We start from the raw sequence: 16,578 nt of genomic DNA, 5'->3' as shown, positions 1-16,578 counted from the left end.
ATCGATGTCCTCACCCGCCTCGGCCACTGTACCTGCGCCTCGCCTCGCGTCCGCGCTGGCCGCCGCCATCTGCCTGCTCGTTCCTTTGATGGCGCTGGTTTTTCACCCGGCGCTGTACGCGCCATTTTCTGCGCCAAAAAACGCCCTCTTGATCTTCGCCGGGACATCGCTGTTCGCGCTCGCCGCCGCCGGTGGCGTGCTCAAGAGGCCGCCGCGTGCCGCCGCGTGGCCCGCGGCGGCGCTCATGGTGGTGATCGTGCTCGCCTGGGCGGCATCGCCGTTTCCGCACTTTGGCGGACGCGTCGTCTGGCTGCGCCTCGCCGGGCCCATGCTCGCGTGGGTCGCCATCTCGGCGCTGGCGGGGCGCGAGCGCCTGATGCTGCTGGCCATCGCGTTTGCCGGCGCCGCCGAATCGCCCATCGCCATCGCGCAGTGGTTCCTGGGACTCGATTTTTTCCACGGCTCCACGCTGCTTTACCAGCGCATGCACCTCTACGGCACGTTCGGTAATCCCGACTTCGTCGCCGTTTTCATCGCGGCCACCGTGCCGGCGGCGCTCACGCTGGCACGCGATTTCGCATCCACTTCGCGCGCGTGGACGACGTTCTGGTGGGTGATGCTGGCGATGGAACTGGTGGCGATCATCGGCACGGGATGCCGCACCGGCCTCGCCGCCGCACTCGCCGGGGCCGCGGTGACGCTGCTCATGCGCAACCTGCGGCGCCCGCCGCGTCACTGGCTCCGCCCGCGCCTCGTGCTCTGGATGGCGCTGCTGGCCGCCGCCTCGACGTTCCTGGTGCTCAGCCGCAACGAGCACGACTTCGGACTCGCCGGCAAGGCGCGCGTGTTCGTGTGGCGGGTCGCACTCTCGGATGACGCGCGGCGCCGCCCGCTCGGGACCGGGCCGGGCACCCTGGCGTACGTCTACGGCCGCCGCGTCAGTCCTTACTACATCGCGCTGAACGATCCCACGCAGCGCCGCTTTGTTACCTACGAACGAACTGCGAACAACGATTTCGTGCAGGCCATCGTCGAGACCGGCTGGCCCGGGCTTTTCACGCTGCTCGCGCTGCTCGCTGTCTGGGGACGCTTTGTGACCGGCGTCGCGCGCGCGCCAAACGACGACTTCCAGCCCGCTGCCATCGCGGCCGCCGCAGCCGGCGGAGTGGCCGCGATCTGCGTCGCCGCGCTCGCCGAAGGACCCATGCAGCGCGCCGAAATCTGGATGCTGCTGTGGCTCTGGCTGGCGCTGCCAGTAGCAGGTTTCGAGCCTTCAAAAATTCGAGGTTTCGAGGAAGCGCAGAGGTTTTCGCAACCTCGAAACCTAGAAACTTCGAAACCGATTTTCTTTCTGGGTTGGACTGCAGCTCTTGCCGCCATCGCGCTGTCGGGCTGGTTCGGCGCGCGCCAAATCGAGGCCAGCTACCTGGCGCAGCGCGGCGAGCAGCGCGAGTTCGCCAACCGCTACGCCGACGCTGTTGCCGACTACCGGCGCTCGGTCGCGCTCGATCCCACCAACGGCACGCCGTGGTTCAATCTGACGCGCACCCTGGCCAAGAGCGGAGACCTTTCCGCCGCGCTTGCCACGTCCTACCAGACCTCCCGCTGGATGGACGAAGACACGGTCATCATTCTGCGAGTTGCGATCCTGCGCGCGCAGCACAACTACCCGCTTGCGCTGCGCGAGGCCGCGGAAGGCTTTGCGCGACGGCCGTGGGAAGGGCAGCTCTACGCCGATGTGGTGGAGATTACGCGCGAGTTGGGCCTCGCGCCCTGAGCCGCATTTCGCGCTCAGCCGTTGCCGCTTGCTCGGCGGGCCCCGCGCGTGCATGGCCAACGGCTAACCGCCAGGCGCTCAGCGCGGTCTACCTTGCGCCCACACCCTTCTGGAAGTGCGGCAGCACCCCGTGCTGGTAGTCGTCGAGCGTCTGCTCTTCGTCGCCGCACATTAAATAGATGTTGAACTGCGTCGCGCCGGCCTTCGCCAGGCGCTCGATCTTGGCGATCTGCTTCTGCGCCGAGCCGAGCACGCAGAAGCGGTCCACGACTTCATCGGTGACGAACTGCGCGTTCGCCGAGCCCACTTCGGCGTGGTGCTGGTAGTCGTAGCCGCCGCGGTTGCGCACATAGGATGTCAGCGACGGCGGCAACTCCTCCGGCTTGTAGCGCGAGATCAGGTCCATCACGTGGTTCGACACCAGCGCCGGGAACCAGCGGACGCGCTCGCGCGCGACCTTCATGTCGTCAGACACCCACACCGGCGCCGCCGCCATGATCTCGATCTTCGAGTAGTCGCGCCCGGCCTGCTGCGCGCCTTCCTTCACGAAGCCGCAGCACCACTCGATCAGGTCAGGATCGGCGAATTGCAGGATCACGCCGTCGCCCACGCGGCCCGCCAGGTTCAGCGCCCTGGGCCCGTAGCCGGCCACCCACACGCGCGGAGACGCGCCCTCGGCCCAGGGAAACCGGGTCGGCTTGCCGTCGTAGGTGATTTCCTTTCCCGAAGTCAGGGCGCGAAATTCATTGATGAACTCTTCCATGCGCTCCAGCGTGGCGGGCTTCTTGCCGAGCACGCGGCGCGAACTGTCGCCGCGCCCGATGCCCAGCTCCATCCGTCCGCCGCTCACGATGTTGAGCGTGGCGAAGACGCTGGCTTCCACGGTCACGTCGCGCACCGCGGGATTGGTGACGCAAGGCCCGATGCGCATGCGTTTGGTCGAGGTGGCCATCAGGGTCATCAGCGGCGTGCATTCTTTCCAGAGAACGTGCGAGTCGAAAATCCATCCGTACTCGAACCCTGCGCCCTCGGCCTGACGCGCGAGCCCGGCGATGCGCTCCACGGAGAGATCGGGTTTCAGAGTGATGCCGAACTGCATGAGACCTCCGGCAACATCGCGTAAACGGCGGAGTGTAGCATAGAATGCGCTTTCGCCCGCTCAACTCCAGGAGCACCCTTCATGGCCTTCGACACGCTCATCACCGGCGGCACCGTGGTCACCGCGACGGACAAGTACGTTGCCGACGTCGGCATTTCCGGCGGCAAGGTGGTCGCCATCGGCGACAAACTGCCGCGCGACCGCGCCAAAAAAATCATCGATGCCGCCGGCAAGCTCGTCATGCCCGGCGGCATTGACGTGCACACGCACCTCGACATGCCCTTCGGCGGCACCACCAGCGCCGACGACTTTGAGACCGGCACGCGCGCCGCCGCTTTCGGCGGCACGACCACGCTGATTGACTTCGCCATCCAGTACAAGGGCCAGACGCTGCGCGACGCCTTCGACGCCTGGATGAAGAAAGCGCAAGACCGCGCGGTCGCCGACTACGCCTTCCACTGCATCATCACCGACCTGCCCGACGCGCGCGTGGAAGAAATGTCGGCGCTGGTCCGCGAGGGCGTGACCACGTTCAAGCTGTTCATGGCGTATCCGGGCGTGTTCATGCTCGACGACGCTTCGATCTTCAAGGCGCTGCGCCACACCGCGCAGAAGGGCGGCATGGTGTGCATGCACGCGGAAAACGGCGGCGCCATTGACGTGATCGTGAAGCAGGCGCTCGCCGAGGGAAAGACCGCGCCCAAGTACCACGCGCTCACGCGTCCCACAACGGCGGAAGCCGAAGCCACCGGCCGCGCCATCGCGCTCGCGGAAATGGCCGGCGCGCCGCTCTACATCGTCCACCTGAGCTGCCACGACGCGCTGGAACGCGTCCGCGAAGCTCGCGACCGGGGCCTGCCCGTCTACGCGGAAACCTGCCCGCAGTATCTTTATTTATCGCTGGAGAACATGGACGCGCCGGGATTTGAAGGCGCCAAGTACGTTTTCACCCCGCCGCTGCGCGAAAAGTGGAACCAGGAAAAACTCTGGCAGGGACTGAAGGCCGACCAGCTCTCCGTGGTCTCCACCGATCATTGCCCGTTCTGCTTCAAGGAGCAGAAGGAACTCGGCAAGGGCGACTTCACCAAGATCCCCAACGGCGGCCCCGGCGTTGAGCACCGCATGTCGCTGGTGTACTCGGGCGGCGTCGGCGCCGGGCGCTTCAGCGTGAACCGCTTCGTCGAGGTCACCAGCACCACGCCGGCGAAGCTGTTCGGCCTCTACCCGCGCAAGGGCACCATCGCCGTGGGCTCTGACGCCGACATCGTCGTCTTCGATCCGAACCGCGAGCACACCATCAGCGCCAAAACGCACCACATGCGCGTGGACTACTCGATGTTTGAAGGCATCAAGGTGAAGGGTATGCCCGACGTGGTGCTCTCACGCGGCAACGTGATCGTGGAAAAAGACAGCTTCACCGGACGCGCCGGCGCCGGCCAGTTCCTGAAGCGCGCCGTGTACTCGGGAGTGTAGCCACCGCCGCGTGCCGCCGTCATTCTGAGCGAGCGCGCGGCGCGAGTCGAAGCCTGCCTACCTCACCACGGTCCGTGTCGCGCGCAGGGACCCTTCGACTCTCCCGCTTCGCGGGATTCGCCCAGGGTGACACTCAAACATGAACAGAAAAATCGGGGCTGGGAACATCCCGGCCCCGATCAGCTTTTCAGCAGCCAACAGCGTAGCAGCGAGCAGCTAGAAAGTGACTTTCGCTCCCAGCTGGAACACGCGCGCGCCGTTCAGGTTGATGTTGTAGATCGAACCCGAGGGCGCCGCCGCCAGCAACCCGAACGCGCCCACGCCGGTGTTCACCGGGGTGAGCGTCGTGCCGCTGCGCGAGAACTGCGTGGTCTTCACGGCGTAGGTGTTGGTGTGGTTGAAGATGTTGAACGCCTCCACGAACAGCTGCATCTTGGCGCGTTCGTTGAAGTTGATGTTCTTGGTGAAGCGGGGATCCAGGCTCCAGTTGGCGGGCAAAGTAAAGGCGTTGCGGCCGAAGATGGGAGCGCGATCCGTCTGGTTGTTGCTATCGCCGTTGATGTCGCTGTTTACCTTGCCGGTGTAGGGCTGTCCGCTCTGCGCGGTGAAGATGGTGGAAACTTCCCATCCGCCCAGGAACGCCTTGCCTGCCGGATTCAGCCCGTTGGCGTAGTTCAGCTGCCAGATGCCGCTGAGCACGAAGCGGTGCCGCTGGTCGGTCACGCTGTTGGCGCGGTCGCAGCGGGCGCACTTGGGATCGAACAGCATCTTGCCGTCGTCGCCCGAGCTGAACGGCACCACCGAGGTGGCATCCGGGGCGTCGTCAATCACGTGGCTGAAGGTGTACGACACCATTCCTTGGAAGTTGCTGGCAAAACGCTTGCGCAGCTGTACGAAGCCGCCGTGGTAGAGCGAGTTCGCCGAGCTCTCGAACTGTTCGATGCGGGCGAAGGCGGCGATGGGACGCGCCGCCGGGTACTGGTTCACCACCACGGCCTGTCCAGTTCCGGCAATCGTGAACGTGACCGGCGTCGGCGTGCCCAGGTTGATGTCGCGCGTGCGCTGCAGGTGGTTGCCCTTCACCATCTGCCAGCCCACGGTGAGCGAATAGTCGCGCCCGAGCTGGTGCTCCAGGTTCAGATTGGCCTGCTGCACGATCGGCTCCTGGAAGCCCGGCTGCATCACGAAAATCGAAGGTGCAGCGGCGGTGCCGGTGGCCGGCGCGGCGCAATTCGGCGCTGGGACCGGCGCTCCGCACTTGGTGTTCGGATACGCCGGAATGTCGGCGCCGGTGAACGTCTTGGTCTGCACGTTAATGCCGTTGTTGGAATGCGCCGTGCCGATCATGATGGACGGCGTGCGCCCGTAAAAGACGCCGTAGCCGCCGCGGACCACGGTCGTGCTCGTGTTCCACGGCTGCCAGGCGAAGCCGAGACGCGGGCCGTAGTTGTTCGTGTCCAGGTTCAATTGGCCGGTGTTGATGCCGGCGGCCAGGGCGACGGGATTGGTGACCGGCGGCTTGGCCGTGTCCTGCAGGTCCCAGCGCAGGCCGATGTTGAGCGTCAGGTTGCTGCGCACGCGCCAGTCGTCCTGCGCGAACCAGGAGTACTCATTGATGTTCGGGTGCGTCGTCGGACCGGAGGTGCCGGGACCGGCAAATGCCTGCGAGTAGCTGTCGCCGGCGGCGCCGGGCGCCGTCGTAATCAGCGGCTGGCCCGCCAGGCTGCGGCCGAAGTTCTCCAGGCTGTTGAACGAGTACACGCCGGAGAAGTTGCCGGGGAAGAAGTTGGCGATCGCGTCGTGCTGGTAGTCGAAGCCGAACTTCAGCGTGTGCCGGCCCCTGGTCCAGGTCAACGTGTCGGCAAACTGGTTGCGCTCGATGTTCGTGAACCGCGGGCTGAAGGAATTGCGTCCCACGATCAGGAACGTCAGGCCGTTGTTGCGGACCGTGGCCTCGGGGTTGTCGCTGTTGGCCTCCCCGGGCTCGTTGTCCTGCTGGTAGTTGTAGCGGAAAACGTTGATCAGAGTGGGACGCAACGTCGAAGTCAGCGTGCCCAGCACCGAATCGGAGTTCACCTTCGAGGCGCCGGTGTGCTCGCTCGACTGCGTGCTGCCGCCGTTCTCGAATCCCGCTCCGGTGAAGTTCTGCCGGTTCCAACGTCCGGAAAACTGATTGCTGGAGTTGATCGTCACATCGCCCTTCACCAGGTACGTGTCCTGGTTGAGGGTGCGGCTCCAGTTACCATTTCGCGCGCTCAGGTACGCCAGCGCGGCTGCCTGAAAAGCGTCGGGCGCGGCGGGAATCGCCGACGCCGGGAACGGATCGATGATGTTGGGCTGCGTGTTGCGCTGGCCGTCGTAGTCGAAGAAGAAGAACGCGCGGTTCTTGATCACCGGCCCGCCGATGTTCCCGCCGAACTGATGGAAGTGGTAGGGCGGCTTGCGTGTCGAAAGCGCCGAGTTGAACGCGTGGTTGAGCTTGGTGATCGGGTCGTTCGCCGCCAGCCCGCGATCGCGATAGAACTCGAACACGGTCCCGTGGAGCTGGTTGGTGCCGCTCTTGGTGATCACGTTGATCACCGCGCCGCCGGCCCGGCCCAGCTCGGCCGAATAGCCGTTGGAGTTCACCTGGAATTCCTGCACCGCGTCCTGGCTGAACTGGTAAGGCGCGCGGCCCGAGCCGGTGCGGCCCGAGGTCTGGCCGAAGAAGGTGTTGTTGTCGTCGGCGCCGTCCACCGTCAGCGAGTTCAGCGTGCCGCGCAGGCCGCCGAAGCTGATGTCGCCCGAGCGCGCGTTGTCACGCGTAACGCCGGGCGTGAGCAGGACGAAGTCGATGAAGTTGCGCCCGTTCACCGGCAGGTTGGCCACCGAGTTGGCGTCCACCGCCGAGCTGAACTGCGTGCGCGTGGTTTCCACCAGCGGCGTTTCCGCGGTGACGTTCACCGTTTCGGTCGCGCCGGCCACGCCAAGCTTGAGGTCGAGCGAGAGCTTGGCGCCCACGCTGATGACCACGTTTTTCTGCACCGTCGGGCTGAAGCCGGCCTTTTCGGCGCGCACCTCATACGATCCCACCGGCAGCACCGCGAACAGGTAATAGCCTTCGCCGCCCGATTCGGTGGTCACGCTCAGCCCGGTGGCGGTGTTGGTCGCCGTCAGCCTGGCGCCGGGCACCACCGCGCCCGACGGGTCTGTAACTGTGCCTTGCAATGTGCCCTGGTTGCCAAGCTGCGCCAGCGCGCACGCCGCAAACAGCAGGACGAATGAGATCACCACCACGGGGGAGCGCATCTTCATACAACTTCTCCTTGAGAACACGTGCAGATGAGGGCCAGAGTTTCCTAAGCCGAGCTCATCGAATTGTGAGTTGGAGTGCGCTGAAATCCTAGTGCAGCGGATGGGTTCGCGACAAGCTTCCTAATCATTCCTTAACCTGCGCTGCGGGCGAACCGTGTGCATCATTCTTGGTGCGAAGCGCTACGGTTTTTCATAGGAAGGTTTGCGGCGCGTGCTAAGACAAAAATCCTCCGGAACTGCACGTAAATTCATGAAATTTTCAATGGCCGGATTCAGAGTTGCGTGATTTAATTTCCCGGCCTGAGTTCCCAGGAAAAGCTCAACTGAGTACAGGAGTGTAGGTCATGAGTTCTGGCCTTGCCGGACGCTTGGTCCGCATTGTTCTGTTGGCCCTTACATGCCTCGGGCTGTGCCTTACCGTCGCAGCCCAGTCGACGACCGAAGGCGCCATCGGCGGCGTAATCACCGACCCGCAGAGCGCGGTGGTTCCCAACGCCACCATCACCGTACACAACAACGGGACGAACCGCGAAGACACCGCCACCAGCGACGCCGCCGGCCGCTTCCGCGTGATCCATCTCCAGCCGGCGACATACACGGTCAGCGTTACCGCCGCCGGTTTCGCCGCCTACAAGCAGGAAAATGTGGTGGTGGAAGTCGGCCGGGTGACCGGACTCGATGTTGCCCTGGCCATCACCGGCAAGACCGAAGTGGTGGAAGTGAGGGCCGAAACGCCGGTCATCCAGACCGAGCAGCACGACTTCAACTCCAACATCAACCAGGTCTCGCTGAACGAGCTGCCCATCAATGGCCGCCGCTGGTCGCAGTACGCGCTGCTCACGCCCGGCACTTCGCCGGACGGCGACTTCGGCCTGATCAGCTTCCGCGGGATCTCCGGCCTGCTGAACAACAACACGGTGGACGGCGGCGACAACAACCAGGCGTTCTTCTCCGAGGAGCGCGGCCGCACCCGGAGCCCGTATTCGGTGAGCCAGACCGCCATCCGCGAATTCCAGATCAACACCTCGAACTTCTCGGCTGAGTACGGACGGGCGGCCGGCGGGGTGGTCAACGCGGTCACCAAGAGCGGCACCAACCGCCTGCACGGCGACGTTTTCTACTACAACCGCAACAACGAACTGGGGGCGACGAACCCGTTCACGCGGCAGTCCACGCTGGTGAACGGCGTGGTGGTGACGCAGCCCATCAAGCCGGAAAACGTGCGCCACCAGTTCGGCGGCGACATCGGCGGGCCGATCATCAAGGACAAGATTTTCTTCTTCTTCAACTACGACCAGCAGAAGAACAATTTCCCCGGCGTGGCCGCGACCTCCGACCCGCGCTTCATCACGCCGTTTACCGTGGCCGCTCCGGTGGCGGGACGTACCTGCACCAATTCCGGCCTGTCCGGCCTGACCGCCGGCCAGCAGCTGGCAGTGTGCGGCGTGAGCCAGGCGCAGGCCGACGCGGCCATCGCCTACCTGCTGAATCAGCAGGGCTTGGTTCCGCGCAAGGGCGACCAATACCTGGCGTTCCCCAAGTTCGACTTCAATCTGGGGCGCAATCACCGCCTGTTCCTGAGCTACAACCGCATGCGCTGGAACTCGCCCGCCGGGGTGCAGACCGGCGCGGTGGTGGCGCGCGGTCGCAGCGCCTTCGGCAACGATTTCGTCTTCGTGGATTCAGTACAGGCGCGCCTGACTTCGTCCTTCGGTTCCCGGTTCTCCAACGAGTTCCGCTACCAATGGGGACGTGATAAGGAGCCGCAATTCAGCCAGGCGCCCCTGGCAGGCGAGCCGACGACCGGCCCGGGCGGACTGCCCCCGCAGGCCTGCATCGGATGCTCCAGCAGCGGCAGCTTCAACAACGCCGGCATCCGCATCGGCAAGCCGGAGTTCCTGGAGCGCTATGCCAACCCGTACGAAAAGCGCAACCAGGTTGCCGACAGCTTCACCATCGCGGCCGGGCGGCACCTGTTCAAGGTGGGTGTGGATTACAACCACGTGTGGGACCTGCTCGACAACCTGTTCCTGGAGGGCGGCGAGTACAACTACACGAACCTGGTGGACTGGGTGATTGACTTTTCCCAGCCGCAGAACCGGCGGTATTCCGGCTATCAGCAGGGCTTCGGGCCACGCTCTTCAATTCTGACCACCAACGATTACAACTTCTTCGTGCAGGACGACTTCCGGGTCAACAGCCGCCTCACGCTGAACCTCGGCATGCGCTATGAGTACGAGCAATTGCCTGATCCGCAGAACCCAAACCCGCTGCTGCCGCTCAGCAGCAGCTTCCCCTCCGACAACAACAACCTCGGCCCGCGGCTGGGTTTCGCGCTCGACGTCTCCGGCAACGGCAAAACGGCGCTTCGCGGCGGCTACGGCATCTACTACGGCCGGGTGATCAACTCCACCATCTCCAACGCCATCACCAACACCGGCACGGCGAACGCGCAGAAGTCGTTTACCGTGTTTCCCACGGCGACGGGCGCGCCCACCTATCCCAACGTGCTCTCCGCCGCGCCGGTCACCAGCGGCAGCGGCAGCGCGGGTGATGTGATCTTCTTCGCCAAGGACTTCAACCTGCCCATGATCCACGAGGCCGACCTGGTCCTGGAGCAGGAAGTGGCGCGCAACACAGTGCTCTCGGCGTCGTGGCTGTTCAGCAAGGGCACCAACCTGCCCATCTTCCTCGATACCAACCTGACCGCGCCGACCGAAACGGTGCCGATCACTTACATCGGCGGGCCGCTGGATGGAAAGGTGATTTCGATGGCCGTCTTCCGCGGCACGCGCCCCAACGCGGGCTTTGGCCGCATGACTGCCATCAGCAGCAAGGTGGACTCCAACTACAACGCCGGCGTCATCCAGCTGAACCGGCGCTTCAGCGGCGGCCTGCAGTTCCAGACCAGCTATACCTTCTCGCACGCGCTCGACACCGGCCAGGACTCGCAGACCTTCAGCACAGGCAACAACGCCCTCAATCCCTTCGACCTGAGCGGCGAAAAGGGCAACTCCAGCTTCGACGTGCGGCACCGCTTCGTGACCAGCATCGTCTGGTCGCCCACGGCGAAGTTTGAGAACCGCTTCGTGCGCGGCCTGCTGAACGACTGGACGATGGCCCCGATCTTCAACACGCAGACCGGGCGCAACCGCAACGGCACGGTGACGGGCACGAACCCGATCACCGGCACGCAGGCGGGCGGCGTGAACGGCGCCGGCCCCACCGGCGGCGGCAGCCGCGTCCCCGGCCTGGCCCGCAACTTCCTGCACATGCCCAACCCCTGGAACCTCGACCTGCGCCTCTCGCGCCGGGTCAGGATCAAGGAAGGCATGAACCTGGAGTTCCTTGCCGAAGCCTTCAACCTGGCGAACCACGTGAACGGCACCGCCATCCTCACCAACATCTACAGTTGGGGCGGCACCAACACGGCGCCGACGCTCACCTTCGTTCCCAGCGTCGGGACCGTCACGGCGGCCAGCAACACGCTGCTCAAGGAGCGCCAGATCCAGTTCGCGGCTCGGTTCCACTTCTAAGAAGAACGGAACCCGGGCCACGGCCAGACGGCAGCGTCCAAAGCGCTGCCGTCGTTTTTTGCAGGGCGCCCACGCGGCTGAGGGCGGGAAATCATGCCAGCACGGCGCGCTGGTTTGAGCAAACTGCGCACTTCCTCGATGTCAGCAAGAAGGGCGCGCGCCCCTGGTGCGGCGTGCAGTTCTGCGGCAACCGCGGCACGGTGGCGGCCTGCGCGGCGCGGCAACGGGCGCGCCGGCAGCGCGCCTAGTCCCGGCCGCCGCGCTTGGGGACCACGGCGTAGATCGGCTCCGGCATCGGCACATCGCCCTTGGCCTCGCGCCACAGGATGGCGTTCAGCTTCTCCGAATCCGCCGCGTCGGGACGCGACCAGTCCATCGCGGCCGATTCCATCGAGCCCGGCGCCTTCGGCGGATTCATCTGGTAGAGCAGGCCGTTGTCGCGGTTGCGCCAGTCCGCCTTGAACGGCGGCTGGTCGCCCGCGCCGGAGAACAGCGGCGCCATGACCGCCGCCTGCGCGTCGTTGTTGTTCATGGGCGGCAGGCCGAGCAGCGCCTCGACGGTGCGCACCATGTTCACCGTGGTATAGAACTGGTGATGCACCACCGGCATCTCGCCGGTCGCGCGCGGCGCGTACTTGCTGATGACCAGCGCTATGCTGCGATGCGCGTCCACGTGGTCGGCGCCGTCCTGCGCGTCGTCTTCCAGAACCAGGATCGCGGTATCGTCCCAGTACGGGCTGTGCGACACCGCCTCCACGATCCGTCCCAGCGCCAGGTCGTTGTCGGCCACCATGGCCGCCGGACGCGGCGAGCCCGCCTGCGTGCCGCGTGTGTGGTCGTTGGGCAGTTGCATGACGATGAGCTGCGGCAATTCCGTGCCCTTGCCCGTTTCACGCGCGCGCACGAACCCGCGAAACTCGGCCAGGAACTCATCGGCGCGCAACTGGTCGGGGATGCTGAGGTTGAAATATGGATAATTCGGATCGTAGTGGTTCCTCAGCTCCGGCTTGAGCGGCTTCGTCCAGGCGATCAGCGGCACGTCCCAGGGATAAGGGCTCGGGCCGCCCGGCGGATCGCCTAAGTGCGGCGGCAGCGGCTCGCCTTTGCGCACCACTTTTCGCGGACAGGCGGGCGTGTTCTCCGGCGGGGGCGGGCCCGCGTCCCATTCCTCGGTCTTGGCGCAGTAAATCGTGTTGGTGAACTCGCCGTAGTTGCGGTGCGTAAGCCCGTGCCGGGCGGCGTGCGTCCACAGGTAACCGGTGCCGGGCTCGTTGACGTCCGGGATCTCATGCTCCATGGGGACTTCGAACATCACCACGCCCTCGAAGTCGTAGTTGCGCTCCTTGCCGCGATAGTTCAGGTGGACGATCTTTTCGTTGTAGTCGCTGGTGATGGCCGCGTTCGACCACACGTGCCCGTTGCCGGAGATTTCGCCCGAGTCGTAGAAGTTGTCGAGAACGCCGAACTGCCGCGCCAGCTTGTGCTGGTTCGGCGTGATCTGCTCGCCGTACATCACCAGGCTGGGATCGCCGTCGGCGCCGGCGATGTCGCCGAACACCTGGTCGTATGTGCGGTTCTCTTTGATCATGTAGATTACGTGCCTGATCTTGCCGCCGCCGGGAATCTCGATGCGCCCGGCGCGGCCGCTCATCAGGTTGCTCTCCAGCACCTCCGCCGTGAGCCGCTTCAGGTCGCGCTGCGCCTCGGCGATGTTCACGCGCGCAATCGAGCCGCCCTGGAGCGAGAGGATGTACGGGTGTCCGAACTGCTTCTCGGGACCGAACCAGGTGCGGGCCGCCGGGTCCTTGCCCGGGATCGTCTGGTTGTTCGGCCCCGCGCCCTTGCCCTTGCCGGTCGCGATCACCAGCTCATCGCCCACCACGGCCAGCGCCGTGGGATACCACTCGGTGGGGATAAAGCCCATCGCCGTGCGCGGCATGGTGGCCGCCCCGCCGCGGTCCAGCGCCGAGGTGTCAAAGACGGCCACCGCATCGGCCGAAGAGTTGACGACGAACAGCCGTTTTCCGTCGTTGGTCTGCGCCAGCGCCGAGGGATACAGGCCGCCGTACTTCTGCCCCGGCAGCTGGGTGGAAAGCAGGCGGACCATGCGTCCGCTCGCCGTTTCGATCACCGCCACCGCGTCGCGCGTGGCCAGCGTCACGTACAGATATTTTTCGTCGGGCGTCAGCAGCAGCGCCGTGGGATGAGAGCCCGGACTGGTCTTCGTCGCCGGACCGAGCAGCGCAATGCGGCGCGCGACCTGTCCGCTGCGCAGATCAAGCTCCGCCACCGCTGAGGCGTTCCACAGGCTCACCCAGGCGCGGGCGCCGTTGCGCGTCGCCACCACCGCGTAAGGGAATGCGGCGGGAATGGTGCCGGGGGAGCTCAGATCGAACGCTTGTTGCTGAGCGCCGTCCGCCAGGTGCAGCCGCACGGCGTTGTCGCTCAGGTTGTTCGCCACCAGCATTGTGCCGTCGGCCAGCAGGGCGATCCCGGCGGGGAACGGCGCCACGGCGCCGGGCGTCAGGTCCCTGAAGGCGAGCGCCGGCCGCCGCCCGGGAGCGAGCTTCTGCGGCGCGATGGGAATGAAGCTTTCCGGCGCCAGCGTGCCGTGGTTGAAGCTGTACACGGCAATGCCGTTCCCGGTGTCGCCTTTCTTCTCGCCCTTCGGATCGGTCAGCGAGCCGATCGAAGCGTAGAGCCTGCTGCCGTCGCGGCTGAAGGTGAGCCCGAGGAAGTAGGTCTGCTTCGCCTTGTTGCCGAGCCGCGCGTCGGGAAAGTCGGTGACCGTGCCGCTCTGGCGGTCCAGGATGGTGATGGACTGCCGCAATCCCGACTCGCGCGTGCCGTAGCCGTTGTTCAGCGACGCCACCCAGCGCCCGTCAGGGCTTACCGCCAGCGTGAGCGGCAGGCTGTTCACGCTCTGCGCCGCGCCGGGCGCCGGATCGAGCAGGATCTTCGACGTCGAAAGATTGACGCGACGCTTCGCGCTCGCCGCGGGTGCGGCCTCTGACCTGGCGGACTTCGCGCCTTGCACCGAAGCCTTCCGCGCCGGTGTCGTCTGCTGCGACTGGGCCCCAGCTAGCAGTATGCCTGCGATCATCGCGAACCAGATCGTTCGTCGGATCTTCAACCAGCCCTCCCGGTACAGATCACTGTTCACGATCGGACTTCGTGTGTTTTTTGTGTCCTGCGTGTGAACCGGCCTTGCACCATCCCACGTACTTAGCGCGCACTGTCCAGCGGCCAAATGCCAACTGCTAAGCGCTAATTGCCGACATCCGCCGCGATCCGCGGGATCACCGCTTCGAGCAGCGCCACGAACTGTGCCTGCACGCGCCGTCCGGTCTCCAGCACCTCTTCATGGTTCAGCGGCTGGTCGAGAATTCCGGCGGCCATGTTGGTGACGCACGAAATGGCCAGCACCTTCATGCCCATGTGCCGCGCCACGATCACCTCCGGCACCGTGCTCATGCCCACCAGGTCGGCGCCGATGGTGCGCAGAAAGCGGATCTCGGCCGGCGTCTCGTATTGCGGCCCGTGCAGGGCCGCGTAGACGCCCTCATGGATCTCCATCCCCAGCCGCCGGCCTTCTTCCTGCGCGAAGCGGCGGTAATTGCGGTCGTAGGCCTGCGACATGTCGGGAAAGCGCGGGCCGAAGCGCTCGTCGTTCGGGCCGACGAGCGGCGACGTGCCTTGCAGGTTGATGTGGTCGCTCATCACCACCAGCGCGCCCTGCCCGTAGTTCAAGTTGATGCCGCCGGCGGCGTTCGTCAGGACCACTGCGCCCACGCCCATCCGTCCGAAGACGCGCATGGGAAACGTGATATCGCGCATGGGATGGCCTTCGTAGAAGTGCGCGCGCCCCTGCATCGCGGCCAGCGCCACGCCCGCCGATGTGCCGATCACCAGGCGCCCGGCGTGCCCGATGGCCGACGTTTGCGGAAATCCGGGAATATCGGCATAGGGAATGCCTGTGGCGTCCTTGAGTGAATCGGCAAAGCCGCCCAGGCCTGAGCCGAGGACCAGCGCGATGCGCGGGCGATGCCGCGTCCGCGCCAGCACGAATTCCGCGGCCGTTTCCGCGCGTGAGAAGTCGTCGTGATTGCGGGCCTGCTGCATCATCGGCGTCATTGGATGAGCAGCCCCACGATGCTGGCCGAGATCAGGTTGGCCGCCGTGCCCGCCAGCATGGCGCGGAATCCCAGCCGCGCCAGGTCGCCGCGCCGCTCCGGCGCCAGCGCCCCGATGCCGCCAATCTGGATTCCGATGGAACTCAAGTTGGCGAAGCCGCAGAGCGCGTAGGTGGCGATGGTGAACGAGCGCGGATCGAGCTGGCCCTTGATCTGCCCGAGCTGCTGGAACGCAACCAGCTCGTTGGCGGCCATGCGGATGCCCAGCATGCTGCCGATGCGCCCCGCGTCGTGCCAGGGAATTCCGATCAGCCACGCCACCGGCGCGAAGATCCAGCCCAGCACCTGCTGCAAACTTTCGGGGAAGAGCGGCACGCGACCGTGAATGCCGAGCATGATCCCGTTCAGCAGCGCGATCAGCGCCAGGAAGGCGATCAGCATGGCGGCCACGTTGATGGAAAGGTTCAGCCCGTCGATGGTGCCGCGAGCGATCGCGCCAAGCAAATTCGGGTCGCGATCGGCGTCAACTTCGGCGATGCGCACGTTGCGCCCGCTCACCGGTGTTCCAGTTTCGGGGGCGAGCGTCTTGGCGATCAGCAGCGTTCCGGGCGCCGTCATGATGACCGCGCCGAGCAGGTGCTTGGCCTCGACGCCCTGAGCGATGTACGCCGCCATGATGCCGCCGGAGACGTGCGCCATGCCGGCAGTCATCACCGTCATCAGCTCCGACTCGGTCAGCTTGCTGATGAAGGGACGGATCGTCAGGGGCGCTTCCGTCTGTCCCATGAAGATCGAAGCGGCCACGTCCAGCGACTCGGCGCCGCTTACGCCCATCAGCCGCGTCATCACCCAAGCTGCGCCGCGGATGATGATCTGCATGATTCCCAGAAAGTAGAGCATCGCGAACAGCGCCGAGATAAAGATGATGGTCGGCAGCACCTTGAAGGCGAACACAAACCCCGCCGGCCCGGCCGGGCTGGCCAGCGAGCCGAAGACGAACGCCGAGCCGACGTCGGCATAGCCGAGCAGCTGGTTCACCTTGTCGCCCGCCGCCTGCATGAAGCGCTGCCCGAAGCTGAAGCGCAGCACGATCCAGGCAAACAGCAATTGCAGGCCAATGCCCCACGCGATCACGCGCAGGTTCACGGCCTTGCGGTTGGAGGAGAAGGCGTAGGCAGCGCCCAATATAAAGAAAATGCCGAGCAGCCCGGTCAGATGCATAGCGTCTCGCGCCGCACAGCCGAGCAATGTGGGTTGTGCAAGAGG

Annotated in this window: 8 protein-coding genes; 3 read left to right on the top strand and 5 right to left on the bottom strand. The window is 65.4% G+C overall.

The features are described from left to right. Positions 1-4 precede the first annotated feature (4 nt). The gene (locus VFA60_06425) at positions 5-1,777 is read left to right on the top strand and encodes a bacterial transcriptional activator domain-containing protein (protein HZQ91409.1); all 1,773 of its coding nucleotides are present in this window, start codon (positions 5-7) and stop codon (positions 1,775-1,777) included. 88 nt (positions 1,778-1,865) lie between these two features. On the opposite strand, the gene VFA60_06420 is transcribed toward VFA60_06425, so the two are convergent. Then, on the bottom strand, positions 1,866-2,876 hold the full coding sequence (locus tag VFA60_06420) for a TIGR03842 family LLM class F420-dependent oxidoreductase (protein HZQ91408.1): 1,011 nt from the start codon (positions 2,874-2,876) through the stop codon (positions 1,866-1,868). Positions 2,877-2,957: 81 nt separating this feature from the next. Between VFA60_06420 and hydA the strand changes: the two genes are divergently transcribed. Continuing rightward, positions 2,958-4,349, top strand: coding sequence for a dihydropyrimidinase (hydA, locus tag VFA60_06415; protein HZQ91407.1), 1,392 nt, complete (start codon positions 2,958-2,960; stop codon positions 4,347-4,349). A gap of 216 nt (positions 4,350-4,565) precedes the next feature. Here hydA and VFA60_06410 read toward each other — a convergent pair whose 3' ends face one another. After that, complete coding sequence (locus VFA60_06410) at positions 4,566-7,643, bottom strand: TonB-dependent receptor (protein ID HZQ91406.1); 3,078 nt, start codon at positions 7,641-7,643, stop codon at positions 4,566-4,568. Between the two features lie 344 nt (positions 7,644-7,987). Between VFA60_06410 and VFA60_06405 the strand changes: the two genes are divergently transcribed. Continuing rightward, on the top strand, positions 7,988-11,179 hold the full coding sequence (locus VFA60_06405) for a carboxypeptidase regulatory-like domain-containing protein (GenBank protein ID HZQ91405.1): 3,192 nt from the start codon (positions 7,988-7,990) through the stop codon (positions 11,177-11,179). A gap of 244 nt (positions 11,180-11,423) precedes the next feature. Here VFA60_06405 and VFA60_06400 read toward each other — a convergent pair whose 3' ends face one another. The 3 genes from VFA60_06400 to VFA60_06390 form a co-directional block, all read right to left on the bottom strand. Continuing rightward, positions 11,424-14,312 carry a beta-propeller fold lactonase family protein gene (locus tag VFA60_06400; GenBank protein HZQ91404.1) on the bottom strand — a complete coding sequence of 963 codons (2,889 nt, stop codon included), beginning with the start codon at positions 14,310-14,312 and terminating at the stop codon, positions 11,424-11,426. Between the two features lie 134 nt (positions 14,313-14,446). Beyond that, positions 14,447-15,304 carry a purine-nucleoside phosphorylase gene (locus VFA60_06395; protein ID HZQ91403.1) on the bottom strand — a complete coding sequence of 286 codons (858 nt, stop codon included), beginning with the start codon at positions 15,302-15,304 and terminating at the stop codon, positions 14,447-14,449. Positions 15,305-15,309: 5 nt separating this feature from the next. Further along, positions 15,310-16,533, bottom strand: a complete 1,224-nt coding sequence (locus VFA60_06390; protein HZQ91402.1) for a nucleoside transporter C-terminal domain-containing protein — start codon at positions 16,531-16,533, stop codon at positions 15,310-15,312. Between the last annotated feature and the right edge of the window lie 45 nt (positions 16,534-16,578).

This window comes from Terriglobales bacterium (genome assembly GCA_035651995.1).
GTDB lineage: Bacteria > Acidobacteriota > Terriglobia > Terriglobales > Acidobacteriaceae > DASRER01.
This window is presented reverse-complemented; position numbering and strand designations above follow the sequence as displayed.

Excerpts from the sequence above, each read along its gene's own strand:
- VFA60_06410 (HZQ91406.1), bottom strand. The coding sequence starts at position 7,643 with ATGAAGATGCGCTCCCCCGTGGTGGTGATCTCATTCGTCCTGCTGTTT.
- VFA60_06425 (HZQ91409.1), top strand. The coding sequence starts at position 5 with ATGTCCTCACCCGCCTCGGCCACTGTACCTGCGCCTCGCCTCGCGTCC.
- VFA60_06420 (HZQ91408.1), bottom strand. The coding sequence starts at position 2,876 with ATGCAGTTCGGCATCACTCTGAAACCCGATCTCTCCGTGGAGCGCATC.
- VFA60_06390 (HZQ91402.1), bottom strand. The coding sequence starts at position 16,533 with ATGCATCTGACCGGGCTGCTCGGCATTTTCTTTATATTGGGCGCTGCC.
- hydA (HZQ91407.1), top strand. The coding sequence starts at position 2,958 with ATGGCCTTCGACACGCTCATCACCGGCGGCACCGTGGTCACCGCGACG.
- VFA60_06405 (HZQ91405.1), top strand. The coding sequence starts at position 7,988 with ATGAGTTCTGGCCTTGCCGGACGCTTGGTCCGCATTGTTCTGTTGGCC.
- VFA60_06395 (HZQ91403.1), bottom strand. The coding sequence starts at position 15,304 with ATGATGCAGCAGGCCCGCAATCACGACGACTTCTCACGCGCGGAAACG.